This is a genomic window from Streptomyces sp. NPDC025806 (genome assembly GCF_055558275.1).
This window is the reverse complement of the sequence record NZ_JBVHMU010000006.1, coordinates 149,523-163,484: the sequence shown is the minus strand read 5'-3', so window position 1 is coordinate 163,484 and position 13,962 is coordinate 149,523. Positions and strand designations below refer to the sequence as shown.

Below are 13,962 nucleotides of genomic sequence, written 5' to 3'. Positions count from 1 at the left end.
TTCGCGTCGCATTTCCCCGATCCAGGTGCGGGGCGCCTTTTCATCTGGGGAAGGCGCGGCGAAGCCGCAGCCTTCCAGGGGCGCGGGGAACTGCGCGACCAGCCACGACGGCGGGAGAGCCGAAGATCAAGCCCCTCCGACGCTCGGGGCACCCATGGGTTGGCCCCGAGTAAAAACGGTTAGACCCAGCGGACGCGTTGCCGTAAGGTGCCGCGTCTGCCCGCCTCCGCACACAACCCGGAGCGCCGCCGACCGGACGGTAACCGGTCGGCTCCGTGATCACCCGTACCCGGAGCCGGAGGCCCTGCCCGTGACCCCGCACAACCCCCTGGACCGCGAGCGCAGCCACCTGCACGCGTCCCGCTCCGCCCTGCGCGCCATGCGCGAGGACGCCCAGGCACTCGACATCCGCGACGTCACCGCGAACTGGGTCAACGCGGCGGTGCTCCAGCGCCAGATCGACGACCGCATCAAGGCCCTGGCCGACCTCGCGGACACCCCCCTCTTCTTCGGCCGGCTCGACTACCTCCACGCCCCGGGCGCCGAGCAGGCGGAGGGCGCCGAGGGCGAGCAGTTCTACATCGGCCGCCGGCACGTCCACGACGCGGACGGCGACCCGATGGTCATCGACTGGCGCGCCCCCGTCTCCCAGCCGTTCTACCGGGCCTCCAAGAAGGACCCGATGGACGTGGCGCTGCGCCGCCGGTTCGGTTACACGGGCGGCGACCTCACCGCGTACGAGGACGAGCACCTGTCCGACCCCGCGGAGTCGGCGCGGACCAGCAAGCTGCTCCAGCAGGAGATCGAGCGCCCGCGCGTGGGTCCGATGCGCGACATCGTGGCGACGATCCAGCCCGAGCAGGACGAGATCGTCCGCAGCGGCCTGGCCGGTTCGGTGTGCGTGCAGGGCGGCCCCGGCACCGGAAAGACCGCCGTGGGCCTGCACCGCGTCGCGTACCTCCTCTACGCGCACCGGGACCGCCTCGCCCGCACGGGCACCCTGGTCATCGGCCCGAACCGTTCCTTCCTGCACTACATCGAGCAGGTCCTGCCCGCCCTCGGCGAGCTGGAGGTGCACCAGGCGACGGTCGACGACCTGGTCACCGCGCGCGGCGTCGAGATCCGCGGCACGGACGAGGCGCCCGCCGCGATCGTGAAGGGCGACGCCCGCATGGCCGAGGTGCTGCGCCGCGCGCTGCGCGCGCACATCACGATGCCCACGGAGGGCGCGGTCGTGGTGCGGGGCTCGCGCCGCTGGCGGGTGGCGCAGTACGAACTGGAAGAGATCGTGCGGGAGTTGACCTCCCGTGACATGCGGTACGGGGCGGCCCGCGAGGCTCTCCCGCAGCGCATCGCGCACGCCGTCCTGGTCCAGATGGAGCGGGCCGGCGAGGCCCCCGACGACCGAGTGCAGAACGCGGTCGCGCGCAACGCCGCGGTGAAGGCCGTCGTCAAGGACGTCTGGCCCGCGGTCGACCCGGCGAAGCTCGTGCTGCGGCTGCTGTCCGACGCGGAGTTCCTGGCGGAGCACGCGGCGGGGCTCCTCGACGAGGACGAGCAGAAGGCCGTGCTGTGGGTGAAGCCGGCGCGGAGCGTGAAGTCGGCGAAGTGGTCCGCGGCGGACGCGGTGCTCATCGACGAGGCCGCGGATCTGATCGAGCGCACGCACTCGCTGGGCCATGTCGTCCTCGACGAGGCGCAGGACCTCTCGCCCATGCAGTACCGGGCGGTGGGGCGGCGCGCGACGACGGGTTCGGTGACGGTGCTCGGGGACCTGGCGCAGGGCACGACGCCCTGGGCGACGGCGAGTTGGCCGGAGGCCCTGGGCCACCTGGGCAAACCGGACGCGGTGATCGAGGAGCTGACGGCCGGTTTCCGCGTCCCCACCGACGTCATCACCTACGCCTCCCGACTCCTCCCGGACATCGCGCCGGGGCTCACCCCGGTGGCGTCGGTGCGGGAGAACCCGGGTTCGTTCGCGGTGCGCGAGGCGTCCGGCGCCGACGACGTGGTCGCCGCCTGCCGCGAGGCCCTGCGACAGGAGGGCTCGATCGGCCTGATCGCGGCGGACCCGCGCTGCGCGGACCTGTCCGAGGCGCTCACCGCGGCGGGCCTGCCGTATCTCTCCCCCGGCGAGGAGACCACGGCCGACGCCCGCCTCACCCTGGTCCCCGCCTCCCTGGCGAAGGGCCTCGAGTACGACTACGTGGTCCTGGACGACCCGGCGGCGATCGTCGACGCGGAACCGGACGAACGCACCGGACTGCGCCGCCTCTACGTCGCCCTGACCCGAGCCGTCTCCGGCCTCCAGGTCCTCCACACGGCGCCCCTCCCGGAGCAACTCGTCTGACACCCTGCGGCGCACGCAGCGCGCCTTCAGGGGCACGGGGAACTGCGCCGCCTCTACGTCGCCCTGACCCGAGCCGTCTCCGCACCCTGCGGCGCACGCAGCGCGCCTTCAGGGGCACGGGGAACTGCGCGCCCAGCCACGACGCACCCGCACCCGGCAACAAGGAGGCGGAGCCACGGCGCGAGGCCCAGGGCGTGTTCCGCCCCGGGCCTCGCGCCGTGAAGGTACTCGGCCTCGGTCACACCCCGGCCTTCTCCGCAGCCGCCGGCGCCGCCGCATCCGCAGCGGTCGGCTCCCCGCGCATGACCAGCAGGGTCACCAGGCCCGCGAGCCCCGCGATCGCCCCGGCCCCGACGAACGCCGCGCTGAACCCGTCCGTCAGCGCCGGAAGGTCTCCCAGCCGGCCCGCGCCCTGCGACGTGGCGAGAGCGGTCAGCGCGGCCAGCCCCAGCGCCGAGCCCACCTGGTACGTCGTGTTGACGATGCCGGACGCGAGCCCGGCCTGCTCCTGCGGGGCGCCGGACATGGCCGCCATCATCGCGGGGATGTACGCGAGGGACATGCCGAGCGCCGCGACCAGCGAGGCCGGCAGCACGTCCACCAGGAACGACCCCGTGGGCCCGACCGCCGACAGCCAGAACAGCCCGGCGGCCAGCACGAGCAGCCCGCCCCCGATCAACGGCTTCGCCCCGAACCGGCCGAGCAGCCGCGCCGTCACCGCCGTCATGAACACCATCAGCAGCCCGGTCATGGGCAGCAGCGCCGCGCCGGACGCGAAGGCCCCGTAGCCGAGCACCTGCTGGAGGTAGAGGTTGAGGAAGTACCACATCGGGATCCAGGCCGCGCCGAGCAGCGCCATCGCCAGGTTCGAGGACCCGAGGCGCGGGATCCGCCACACGCTCAGCGGCATCAGCGGCGCCTTCACGACGCGCTGGACGACGAAGAACAGAGCCAGCAGCACGGCCGCGCCGACGAGTTGCAGCACCGTGCCGGTGGAGCCCCAGCCGGCCTCGGGCGCCCGGACGACGGCGTAGACGGCCAGCGCGAGACCCGCCGTGACGAACACGGCCCCGAGCACGTCCACCGCACCGCGGCGCGGAGCGACCGCCGGCAGCAGGCCCGTCGCGGCGAGGGTGGCGAGGCCGATGGGCACGTAGATGACGAAGACCCAGGGCCAGCTCAGCCACTCGGTGAAGACGCCGCCGAGGAAGACGCCCGCGGTGCCGCCGGCCGGTGCCGCGGCGCCGTAGAGAGCCATGGCCTTGCCGAGTTCCTTCGGGTTGTGCCCGAACAGCATCATCAGGAGCGTCATGGAGGCGGGCGCGATGAGCGCGCCGCCGACTCCCTGCACCGCGCGCCCGGCGATCTCGACCCAGGCGTTCTGCGCCGCCGCGGCGACGACGGATCCGGCGATCAGGACGCTCCAGCCGGCGACGAACACCTTGCGGGCGCCGAGCAGGTCGGACAGCCGGCCGCCGAGCAGCAGCAGTCCGCCGAAGGCGATGACGTACGCGTTGAAGACCCATTGCAGGTCGCCCTGCGAGAACCCGAGGTCCTTCTGCATCTCGGGGAGCGCGACCCCGATGATCGAGGTGTCCATGATGACCATGAACTGCGCGGTGGCGAGCACGAGCAGCGCCCACCAGCGCCGTGGATTGACGCCTTCCATGACTGTTCCCTCCCAGACCTGCCGGCCGACCGGCCGCCCATTGATACCCCCCTGGGGTATCTGACGCCGAGGAACGTAACATACCCCCTAGGGGTACACAAGAGACAGGGGCGGCAGGGCTAAGGTCGCCTCATGACGGACGACGACGTGAAGCACGACCTGATCCCGCGGTGGCGACGGGCGCTCCTGGCGGCGCTCGGCACGGACGACTGCGTCATCGACCCCGACCGGTACGGACTCGACCTGCTGAAGCGCTGGTCGGAGCCACAGCGCCGGTACCACACCACCGCCCACCTGAAGGCCGTCCTCGACCACCTCGACGCGCTGGCGGACCACGCGGCGGACCCCGAACTGGTGCGCCTGGCCGCCTGGTTCCACGACGCGGTGTACCTGCCGGACCGCTCCACCAACGAGGAGCGGTCGGCCCGCCTGGCCGAACGCGCCCTCACCGAAGTCGGCCTGACCGCCCCTCAGGTCGAGGAGGTCGCCCGCCTGGTCCGCCTCACCGTCACCCACGACCCCGCCGACGGCGACACGAACGGCGAGGCCCTGTGCGACGCCGACCTCGCGATCCTGGCCGCCCCGCCGGAGGCCTACGCGGCGTACACCCGGGCCGTGCGAGAGGAGTACGGCTTCGTGCCCGACGAGGCGTTCCGCGCGGGCCGCGCCGCCGTGCTGCGCCAGCTCCTGGACCTGCCCCGGCTGTTCCGCACCCCGCACGGCACGGCCGCCTGGGAGACACCGGCCCGCGAGAACCTCGGCACCGAACTGGCCCTGCTCACGCCCTGACCCGCCGTAATTCGATTGCCCGCGCCCACCGGCCCCCGCATGCTCACCGCATGGATCTGCACACCATCACCGCGACGCGGCTCACCCTGCACGAGATCTCCCGCGAGGCCGCGACCGACCTCAACTCCGGAGGCGGGGACGGCGGTTTCCGCTGGCTGGGCGGCACCCCGGGCGACGGCACCCGCGGCGGATCGGGCATCACCGCACGCGCCTGGGAGCGGGACGCGTACACGCCGGGCTGGGGCACGTACGTGATGGTGCGCGCCGCGGACGGGCACGCGCTCGGCGGCATCGGCTTCCACAGCGCGCCCGACCCGACCGGCCACGTGGAGATCGGCTACGACCTGGTCCCCGAGGCCCGCGGACAGGGCTACGCGACGGAGGCGGTCCGCGCGATCACCGCCTGGGCCCTGGCCCGCGACGGCGTCCACACGGTCGTCGCCCACACCGACCCGGACAACGCGGCCTCCCAACGGGTCCTGGAGCGGGCCGGGTTCAGCCGCACCGAGGCCGCGCAGGACCGCGACGAGCACCGGTTCGTCCACACCGGCTGAGTACGGCCGCGGCCAGCCGGCACGGAATCAGGCAGGCGGAATCAGACGGCACGGAATCAGGCGGGGCGGGATCAGGCGGGGCGGCCCTTGGGGCGGCGCAGCCCCGCGTCCGTGAGCCGGCGCACCAGTTCCTTCGAGCCGATCTCGACGGCTCCCGCGCGCACCGCGTCCTCGTACCGGTGCGAGGGGATGTCGTAGTGGTCGCGCTCGAAGGCCCGCGGCGGCGCCCCGATCCCCTCGGCGAACCGGTGCAGTTCGTCGAAGGACACATCGCTGACCAGGTGCGACCACATCCGGCCGTGGCCCGGCCAGTTCGGCGGATCTATGTAGACCGTCATCCGCCGGCCACCGAGCCGAGCGCCCCGAGCGGGGCCACGACGACACCGGCCTCCGCGCACACCCAGTGCGGGTCCTCGCCCAGCTCCGGCTCGATGTCGAGCGCGTGCGGCCCCTCGTGCCCCGAGCCGGGACCGCACACCATGCACAGCGGCCACCGCCCGTACCGCTCCAGCAGGCCGTCCTTCACGTCCTGAGCGACCAGACCCGTGACGTATGCGACACCCTCCGGCCACTGCTCGACCCACCAGCGGCGCGAGGTGATCGCTTCCTCGACCAGCGAGACCACGTCGGCGTCGGCGACGCCGATCGCCTTGAGGTCGGCGAGCACGAGCGCGCGGGCCGCGTGCAGGGCCTGCTCCAAGGGGCTGATGGTGTCCATTCCTCAATTGTGCGCCCGGGCCGAAGGGCCCTTGACCGCGAAGCCTTCCGAAAATATCTTTCAAAACGTGAGCAATGACGTGAAGGAAAGTTTCGCAAACGACGCGCCGCCGGCGCCCGCGGCCCTCGCGGCCAAGGTGCGCACCCTGGCGCCGTCGATGACCCGGTCCATGCAGCGGGTCGCCGAGGCCGTCGCCGGTGACCCGGCCGGCTGCGCGGCCCTCACCGTCACCGGCCTCGCCGAGCTCACCGGCACGAGCGAGGCGACGGTCGTCCGCACCGCCCGCATCCTCGGCTACCCGGGCTACCGCGACCTGCGCCTCGCCCTCGCCGGACTCGCCGCCCAGCAGCAGTCCGGCCGGGCCCCCGCCGTCACCGCCGACATCGCCGTCGACGACCCGATCGCCGACGTCGTCGCCAAGCTCGCCTACGACGAGCAGCAGACCCTCGCCGACACCGCCGCCGGGCTCGACACCGGGCAGCTCGGCGCCGCCGTGCACGCCCTGGCCGGCGCCCGCCGCGTCGACGTGTACGGGGTCGGCGCCTCCGGCCTCGTCGCCCAGGACCTCGCCCAGAAGCTGCTGCGCATCGGGCACATCGCCCACGCGCACAGCGACCCGCACCTCGCGATCACCAACGCGGTGACGCTCCGCTCGGGGGACGTGGCCGTGTCCATCACGCACTCCGGCGCGACCGGCGACGTCATCGAGCCGCTCCGGGTCGCCTTCGAGCACGGGGCCACGACCATCGCGATCACCGGGCGCCCCGACGGCCCGGTGTCCCAGTACGCCGACCACGTCCTCACCACCTCCATAGCGCGCGAGAGCGAGCTGCGGCCCGCCGCGATGTCCTCCCGGACCAGCCAGTTGCTCGTCGTGGACTGCCTGTTCGTGGGCGTCGCGCAACGCACGTACGAGACGGCTGCGCCGGCTCTGTCGGCGTCCTACGAGGCACTGGCCCATCGGCATGCGCCGCGAGGCCGGTCATGAGAGCTCGGGCCCTCTTGTCTCGTCGTTTCCCGCGGCCCGGTGGGGGCTGATCGCGCAGTTCCCCGCGCCCCTGAGATGCATGGCGCTTCGCGCCGCATCTCCCCGATGAAGGCGCCGGGCGCCTTTCATCGGGGGAAGGCGCGGCGAAGCCGCTGCCTTCCAGGGGCGCGGGGAACTGCGCGACCAGCCACGACGAGACCCGCACCCGGCGACAAGAGCCCGCCCCGCAGACGAGAATCCGCCCTCACAGAAAGCCCCGGCCCCCGATGACCACCCCGTACCAGGACCTCCGCGCCCAACTCGACACGCTCACGACGGAGGCGTTCCGCCCGGAACTCGCCGAGATCGACCAGCTCCCCACCCAGAAGATCGCCGAGCTGATGAACGCGGAGGACGCCTCCGTACCGGCCGCCGTGGCGGACCAGCTCCCTCAGATCGCCGCGGCGATCGACGGCACGGCGGCCCGGATGGCCAAGGGGGGCCGCCTGATCTACATGGGCGCCGGCACCGCGGGCCGCCTCGGCGTCCTGGACGCCTCCGAGTGCCCGCCCACCTTCAACACCTGGGACGGACAGGTCGTCGGCCTGATCGCGGGCGGCCCCGCCGCGATGGTGACGGCCGTCGAGGGCGCCGAGGACTCCAAGGAGCTGGCCGCCGCCGACCTGGACGCCCTGGACCTCACCGAGCACGACGTGGTCGTCGGCATCTCCGCCTCGGGCCGCACCCCGTACGCGATCGGCGCCGTCGAGCACGCCCGCTCCCGCTACGGCGCCCTCACCGTCGGCCTGTCCTGCAACGCGGGCAGCGCGCTGGCCGCCGCCGCGGACCACGGCATCGAGGTCGTCGTCGGCCCCGAGCTGCTCACCGGCTCGACCCGGCTGAAGTCGGGCACGGCGCAGAAGCTCGTCCTCAACATGCTGTCGACGATCACGATGATCCGGCTCGGCAAGACGTACGGGAACCTCATGGTCGACGTACGCGCCTCGAACGAGAAGCTGCGGGCCCGCTCCCGCCGCATCGTCTCCCTGGCCACCGGCGCCGAGGACGCCGTCATCGAGGCCGCGCTCGCCGCGACCGACGGCGAGGTCAAGAACGCGATCCTCGTCATCCTCGGCGAGGTCGACGGCCCCACCGCCGCCCGCCTCCTCACCGAGTCCGACGGCCACCTGCGCGGCGCCCTCGCCGCCGCCTCGGGCCTCACCCCGTAACACCCCGCACGAAGAACCACCCCCCGCACAGCAAGGCAGCACGCACCATGGCCGAGAACAAGAACCGCGACGTGGCGTCCGCGCTCCTGCCGCTCGTCGGCGGCGCCGCGAACGTCACCTCCGTGGCCCACTGCATGACCCGGCTCCGGCTGGGTCTCGCGGACCGCTCCCTGGTCCGGGACGAGGAACTGAAGGCACTGCCCGACGTGATGGGCGTGGTCGAGGACGACACGTACCAGATCGTCCTCGGCCCCGGGAAGGTCGCCCGGGTCACCCCCGAGTTCGAGGAGCTCGTCCGGGAGGGCCGGACGGCCGCTCCGGAGCCGCACCCGGTCACCGCCGACGAACTCGCCTCGCAGGGCGCCGAGTTGAAGGCGGCCCGCAAGGCGAAGAACGCGACCCCCTTCAAGCTCTTCCTGCGCCGGATCGCCAACATCTTCGTCCCCCTGATCCCGGCCCTGATCGGCTGCGGCATCATCGCCGGCCTCAACGGCCTGCTGATCAACCTGGAGTGGCTGCCGGGCATCACCCCGGCGCTCGCCGCCATCGCCTCCGGCTTCATGGCCCTCATCGCCGTGTTCGTCGGCTACAACACGGCGAAGGAGTTCGGCGGCACCCCGATCCTCGGGGGCGCCGTCGCGGCGATCATCGTCTTCCCGGGCGTCGCGAACATCGAGGCGTTCGGGCAGAAGCTGAGCCCCGGCCAGGGCGGCGTCCTCGGCGCACTCGGCGCCGCCGTCCTCGCCGTGTACGTCGAGAAGTGGTGCCGCAAGTGGGTCCCGGAGGCCGTCGACGTCCTCGTCACCCCGACCGTCACCGTCCTCGTCTCCGGCCTCGTCACGATCTTCGGCCTGATGTACGTCGCCGGTGAGATCTCCACCGGCATCGGCACCGCGGCCAACTGGCTCCTGGACAACACCGGCGCGTTCGCGGGCCTGGTCCTCGGCGGCCTGTTCCTCCCCCTGGTCATGCTCGGCCTGCACCAGGCCCTCATCCCCATCCACACCACCCTCATCGAGCAGCAGGGCTACACGGTCCTGCTCCCGATCCTCGCCATGGCGGGCGCCGGCCAGGTCGGCTGCGCCCTCGCCGTCTTCAAGCGCCTGAAGAAGAACAAGTCGATCCGTACGACCATCAAGTCGGCGCTCCCCGCAGGCTTCCTGGGCGTCGGCGAGCCCCTCATCTACGGCGTCTCGCTCCCCCTGGGCCGCCCGTTCGTCACCGCGTGCGTGGGCGGCGCGGCGGGCGGCGCCTTCGTCGGCCTGTTCTCGATGCTCGGCGACAAGGTCGGCTCGACCGCCATCGGCCCGTCCGGCTGGGCCCTCTTCCCGCTCCTCGACGGCAACAAGGGCCTCGGCACGACCGCCGCGATCTACGGCGGCGGCCTCCTGGTCGGCTACACCGTCGGCTTCCTGGCCACGTACTTCTTCGGCTTCAGCAAGCAGATGCTGCTCGACCTGAACGCGGACGTCGACGCGGGAGAGTCGGCCGCGGCCCGAGCCGAGGAGGGCCCGTCGGCGCCGGGCTCCGACCAGTCGCAGCAGCCGGCTCGGGTCCGACCCGGCCGCGCTGCACGCGACAGCCTGGTGGAGCCCTGACGCCCAGGGCGACACACGCCCCAGGGCCTCCTAGTAGTACACACCCGGCAGATACACGTCCGGCTTCGCGAACCCGGGCCCCGGCTCCATGATCCCGGCCGCCGCGGCCTGCTCGTTCGACATCAGCACGGTGTCGTCCACCGGCGGCACCGGCCCGGCGGCACTCGCGGCCCCGGCCGCCCCCAGCACCCCGGCGGCCCCCACCAGGGAGACCACCGCACCGCGCACGGCCCTGCCCACTCGCTCATTCATCGTCATGCCCCGCTCAACGAGAGGGCGGCGCGGGAGGTCACGTGGGAGAGGCCACCTGCTCTGTTCTCCGCGACGCCCGGGCCTTACGGTTCGCCTGGGGCAGACGGGCAGGGTGAACGACCCAGAGGGGGCGGGGAGTTGGCGACCGAACTCACTCCGGACGATCCGGAACGCATCGGCGGGTACTGGATCGCCGGGCGGCTCGGGGCGGGCGGGCAGGGTGTCGTGTACGAGGCGTACGACCGGGACGGCGCACGGGTCGCGGTCAAGGCGCTGCACCGGGACGCCGAACCGTTCGTCCGGGAACGGTTCGCGAAGGAGGCGCGGGCCGCGCGCGAGGTGGCGCCGTTCTGCACGGCCCGCGTGCTCGACGCGTCGGTCGCCGAGGTGGACGGCTCGGGCCCGCGCGGCGCCCTCCCGTACATCGTCAGCGAGTACATCCCGGGCCCCACCCTCGGCGCCCACGTCCACGCCGACGGGCCGCTCGCCCCGGACGCCCTGCTGCGGCTCGCCGTCGGCGCCGCGACCGCGCTCGCCGCGATCCACAGCGCGGGGGTCATCCACCGCGACCTCAAACCCGGCAACGTCCTGCTCGGCCCGGACGGCCCCCGCATCATCGACTTCGGCATCGCCCGCGCCCCCGACATGTCGCTGACCGCGACCGGCGCGCTCATGGGCACGCTCGGCTACATGGCACCCGAGGTGCTCGGCGGGCGGCGCGCCACCACCGCGTCCGACGTGTTCGCATGGGGTGCGGTGGTGCTGTTCGCGGCGAGCGGCGACGAGCCGTTCCGTGGCGCGCACATCGGCGAGGTCGCCCATCGCACGGCATGGGTCGACCCGGACCTCGGCGCGGTCCCCGTCCGGATCCGCCCGGTGGTCGCGGCAGCGCTCGCCAAGGAGCCCGAACTGCGGCCCTCCGCACACGAGTTGCTGACGGCTCTGATCGGCGGCGCCGCGGGCCGGCCGGCCGCGCTGCTCGAACAGGGTGCCCGCCGGGCCGGGCCGCCCGAGGACGCGCCCGCCCCGGACGGCGACGACGCCGAACCGCTCGGCGAGCGCGCCGAGGCCGCCTTCGCCGCCCTGCCGCCGTCCGCCCAACTCGCGGCGCAGGAAATGCTGTTACGGCTCGTCTCTCCCGGCGAGGCCGCCGACGGATCGCAGGACTCGGTGCGCACCGCGGACCACGACGAGCTGTACGCGGGCCGCCCCGACAGCGAGCGCCGCGACCTGCGCACGGCGGTCACCGCGCTCACCGCCGCCGGGATCCTCCTCACCGAGGCCGACGGCTCCGTACGCCCCGTCAGCGCGGCCCTCGTGCCCGCCTGGCGCCGGCTGCGCGACACGGTGGACGCCGACCGGGAACGGATCCTGGTCCACCGCGCGCTCGGCCGCGCGGCCCGCGCCTGGCACACCCACGGCGAACGCCCCGACGACCTGCCGCACGGCACCGCACTGGCCCGCTTCCTCGACTGGTCCACCGCCGCGACCTTCCACCTCCGCCCCAGCCCACCCGAACTCCACTTCCTGGACACGGCCCGCGAGGCGGCCACCCGCTCCCGCCGCCGCAGACGCCAACTCCTCGCCGGCACCGCCGTCCTGACCGTCCTGGCCCTCCTGACCGGCACGATCGCCTTCTACCAGTTCCGCGAGAGCGACCGGCGCGCCGCAGAGGCCACGGCCCGCTCCGTGGCCCAGGCCGCCGACAATCTGCGCGGCGACGAACCCGACACCGCGATGCTGCTCAGCCTGGCGGCCTGGCGCATCGCGCGGACCCCGGAATCCCGCTCGGCCCTGAACTCGGCCGGCACGCAGCGGGAGACGACGGTGATGCGAGTGCCGAGCCTCCGGTCCAGCCCGGAGAACCACGAGGTACTGCTGTCCGGCGGACAGCGGCTGCTGCAGTACAGCTCCGGCTCGGTGACGTTCTGGGACCTCACCAAGGGGCCGAGGGGCGCGGCCAAGCCGTACCTGACCCTGAAGCGCGACGCGTCGTCGAACCTCCTGGTCACCCCTCTGGTCAGCCAGGACGGCCGGCTCCTGCTCCTGCCGGGCAGCTCGGACAGCGCCCCGTACCGGATCGTCTCCACGCGTGACGGCAAGACGGTGGGGCGCCCGGCGCCGAACCGGTCCGACTTCACGCCGGACACACTGTCGAACCGCGGCCATGTGCTCTTCAGTCACCAGGAGACCGGCGTCGACGGCAACGACTACCTGCTCTACGCCCCGTCGGGGAAGCGGCTCGCTTCCTGGCACGAGCGCGGGTACATCGCGCTCTCCCCCGACGGCGGGCACTACGCGGCCTGCGCCGAGTCCGGCACCCCTGAGGTGTGGAAGGTCGGCCCCGACGGCGGCAGCAGGGTCTTCGACTCGGAGGTCGGCACCGGCTGCGGACGGGAGATGAGCTTCAGCGACGACGGAACCCGGGTGGCGCTGGCGGACGGCGTCGAGGCGACGTACGTCTGGGAGACCGCCACCGGCAAGCAGGTGGGCTCCGCCCGCTCCGAACGACTGACCACACCCGTACTGAGCGCCGACGGCCGCTTCGTCGTGGGCGCCACCGAGGAGAACCAGGTCCAGGTCTGGGGCCTCAACAACGCCGACACCCCGCTGTTCCGCTTCGCTCCCCGGCGCGTCGCGGACCTCGAGATCTCCTCGCTCGCCTACGACGCCGCACGCAAGACGCTGGTCTACGTGACCGACTCACCGCACCGGGTGCACCGCCTCGATGCGTCGACCGCGCTGTCCGGCCGTGCCGCCGGCGAGGACGTCGAGAGCGCCGCCGTCTCCGCGGACGGCCGCACGGCCGTGTTCCGCGACGGGATGCTGTCCGTCGACGGCAACGGCCCCGGCCGGGTCACCCAGCACCTGAAGGACCTGCGGACGGGGAAGGAGACCGGCGCCCCCGTCACCCAGCGACTGCAGATGGGCCAGGCGTCGTCGAACCGGATCAGCGCGCTGTCGGCCGACGGCCGCTACCTCGCGTTCAGCGATGCCGACGGCGAGGGTCGGAAGCTCTCCGTCGTCCTGTGGGACACGCGCTCCCGCACGAAGGTGTTCCGCGCCCCGGCGATCCCCGGCGACCACGAGATGTCCGGCATCACGGTCGCGCCCGACGGCCGCCACCTGGCCTACCTCTACGAACCCGCGGGCGTCCCCGGCCCCGAGGGTGCCACCGCCGAGATCTGGGACGTCCGGGCCCGCAAGCGCGTCCACGTCTTCGAGAAGGCCGACGCCTTCAGCCAGTTCAGCCGCGACGGCCGGCGCCTGGTCACCACGAACGGCGACGTCCTCGACCTCGCGACCGGCAGCGTCAGGCACACGGACCTGGGCCCGGACGGCGTCGCCGACCTGGTCTTCTCCCCCGACGGGGAACAGCTCGCCGTCGTGCAGAAGACCGGCTGGGTCGAACTGTGGGACAGCGCCGTCACCCGGCGTCTGGCCCGCATGCCCAGCAGCACCGTGCGCGGGGCCTCGCACGGCGGGGCCTTCATGGGTCATCCCGCCGTCTCACCGGACGGCACCCTGCTCGCCGCCTCCGTCGACGGGAATTCCATCCAGCTCTGGGACCTCTCCGCACGCCTGTCCCTCGGCGAGCCCCTCGAACTGATGGGGCGCGACATCGACGACCTGGCCTTCGACGACGGCGTCCTGCGCACCCTCGACGGCGACCGCGCCCAGTCCCTGGACCTCTCCCCCGACCGCCTCGCCCGCACCGTCTGCGCCAAGGCCGGCCGCGACATCACCCGGGAGGAATGGCGCACGTACGTCCCCGACGCCCCGTACCGCAGCCTGTGCTGACTCCCGTCCCGGCTGCGGGACGGGCCGCGCGGGCG

11 protein-coding genes are annotated in these 13,962 nt (G+C 73.3%); 7 read left to right on the top strand and 4 right to left on the bottom strand.

The window, feature by feature from the left end; all coding sequences use genetic code 11:
- Window positions 1–379 precede the first annotated feature (379 nt).
- Complete coding sequence (locus ACZ4E1_RS16205; protein WP_467539969.1) at window positions 380–2,350, top strand: HelD family protein; 1,971 nt, start codon at window positions 380–382, stop codon at window positions 2,348–2,350.
- A 238-nt stretch (window positions 2,351–2,588) separates the two neighbouring features.
- Here ACZ4E1_RS16205 and ACZ4E1_RS16200 read toward each other — a convergent pair whose 3' ends face one another.
- Window positions 2,589–4,019, bottom strand: a complete 1,431-nt coding sequence (locus ACZ4E1_RS16200) for an MFS transporter (RefSeq protein ID WP_467539743.1) — start codon at window positions 4,017–4,019, stop codon at window positions 2,589–2,591.
- Between the two features lie 132 nt (window positions 4,020–4,151).
- On the opposite strand from ACZ4E1_RS16200, the gene ACZ4E1_RS16195 reads away from it, so the two are divergent.
- Window positions 4,152–4,808: an HD domain-containing protein gene (locus tag ACZ4E1_RS16195; protein WP_467539742.1), complete on the top strand. Its 657-nt coding sequence runs from the start codon at window positions 4,152–4,154 to the stop codon at window positions 4,806–4,808.
- A 50-nt stretch (window positions 4,809–4,858) separates the two neighbouring features.
- The gene (locus ACZ4E1_RS16190; protein ID WP_467539741.1) at window positions 4,859–5,362 is read left to right on the top strand and encodes a GNAT family N-acetyltransferase; all 504 of its coding nucleotides are present in this window, start codon (window positions 4,859–4,861) and stop codon (window positions 5,360–5,362) included.
- 71 nt (window positions 5,363–5,433) lie between these two features.
- Here ACZ4E1_RS16190 and ACZ4E1_RS16185 read toward each other — a convergent pair whose 3' ends face one another.
- Window positions 5,434–5,700, bottom strand: a complete 267-nt coding sequence (locus tag ACZ4E1_RS16185; protein ID WP_467539740.1) for a DUF4031 domain-containing protein — start codon at window positions 5,698–5,700, stop codon at window positions 5,434–5,436.
- Complete coding sequence (locus tag ACZ4E1_RS16180; protein WP_467539739.1) at window positions 5,697–6,080, bottom strand: hypothetical protein; 384 nt, start codon at window positions 6,078–6,080, stop codon at window positions 5,697–5,699. Before ACZ4E1_RS16180 ends, ACZ4E1_RS16185 begins: the two co-directional genes overlap by 4 nt.
- A gap of 67 nt (window positions 6,081–6,147) precedes the next feature.
- Here ACZ4E1_RS16180 and ACZ4E1_RS16175 point away from each other — a divergent pair, with 67 nt between their 5' ends.
- The 3 genes from ACZ4E1_RS16175 (at window position 6,148) to ACZ4E1_RS16165 (ending at window position 9,874) form a co-directional block, all read left to right on the top strand.
- Window positions 6,148–7,068, top strand: a complete 921-nt coding sequence (locus ACZ4E1_RS16175; RefSeq protein ID WP_467539738.1) for a MurR/RpiR family transcriptional regulator — start codon at window positions 6,148–6,150, stop codon at window positions 7,066–7,068.
- Between the two features lie 266 nt (window positions 7,069–7,334).
- The gene (gene murQ / locus ACZ4E1_RS16170) at window positions 7,335–8,276 is read left to right on the top strand and encodes an N-acetylmuramic acid 6-phosphate etherase (RefSeq protein ID WP_467539737.1); all 942 of its coding nucleotides are present in this window, start codon (window positions 7,335–7,337) and stop codon (window positions 8,274–8,276) included.
- 47 nt (window positions 8,277–8,323) lie between these two features.
- Complete coding sequence (locus ACZ4E1_RS16165) at window positions 8,324–9,874, top strand: PTS transporter subunit EIIC (protein WP_467539736.1); 1,551 nt, start codon at window positions 8,324–8,326, stop codon at window positions 9,872–9,874.
- Window positions 9,875–9,904: 30 nt separating this feature from the next.
- On the opposite strand, the gene ACZ4E1_RS16160 is transcribed toward ACZ4E1_RS16165, so the two are convergent.
- Window positions 9,905–10,126 carry a hypothetical protein gene (locus tag ACZ4E1_RS16160; protein ID WP_467539735.1) on the bottom strand — a complete coding sequence of 74 codons (222 nt, stop codon included), beginning with the start codon at window positions 10,124–10,126 and terminating at the stop codon, window positions 9,905–9,907.
- 138 nt (window positions 10,127–10,264) lie between these two features.
- Here ACZ4E1_RS16160 and ACZ4E1_RS16155 point away from each other — a divergent pair, with 138 nt between their 5' ends.
- Window positions 10,265–13,927 carry a protein kinase domain-containing protein gene (locus tag ACZ4E1_RS16155; protein ID WP_467539734.1) on the top strand — a complete coding sequence of 1,221 codons (3,663 nt, stop codon included), beginning with the start codon at window positions 10,265–10,267 and terminating at the stop codon, window positions 13,925–13,927.
- Window positions 13,928–13,962 lie beyond the last annotated feature (35 nt).

What these genes read in the sequence shown, in the direction of transcription:
- ACZ4E1_RS16205 (WP_467539969.1), top strand. Translation starts at nt 380, where the DNA reads ATGCGCGAGGACGCCCAGGCACTCGACATCCGCGACGTCACCGCGAAC.
- ACZ4E1_RS16200 (WP_467539743.1), bottom strand. Translation starts at nt 4,019, where the DNA reads ATGGAAGGCGTCAATCCACGGCGCTGGTGGGCGCTGCTCGTGCTCGCC.
- ACZ4E1_RS16195 (WP_467539742.1), top strand. Translation starts at nt 4,152, where the DNA reads ATGACGGACGACGACGTGAAGCACGACCTGATCCCGCGGTGGCGACGG.
- ACZ4E1_RS16190 (WP_467539741.1), top strand. Translation starts at nt 4,859, where the DNA reads ATGGATCTGCACACCATCACCGCGACGCGGCTCACCCTGCACGAGATC.
- ACZ4E1_RS16185 (WP_467539740.1), bottom strand. Translation starts at nt 5,700, where the DNA reads ATGACGGTCTACATAGATCCGCCGAACTGGCCGGGCCACGGCCGGATG.
- ACZ4E1_RS16180 (WP_467539739.1), bottom strand. Translation starts at nt 6,080, where the DNA reads ATGGACACCATCAGCCCCTTGGAGCAGGCCCTGCACGCGGCCCGCGCG.
- murQ (WP_467539737.1), top strand. Translation starts at nt 7,335, where the DNA reads ATGACCACCCCGTACCAGGACCTCCGCGCCCAACTCGACACGCTCACG.
- ACZ4E1_RS16165 (WP_467539736.1), top strand. Translation starts at nt 8,324, where the DNA reads ATGGCCGAGAACAAGAACCGCGACGTGGCGTCCGCGCTCCTGCCGCTC.
- ACZ4E1_RS16160 (WP_467539735.1), bottom strand. Translation starts at nt 10,126, where the DNA reads ATGAATGAGCGAGTGGGCAGGGCCGTGCGCGGTGCGGTGGTCTCCCTG.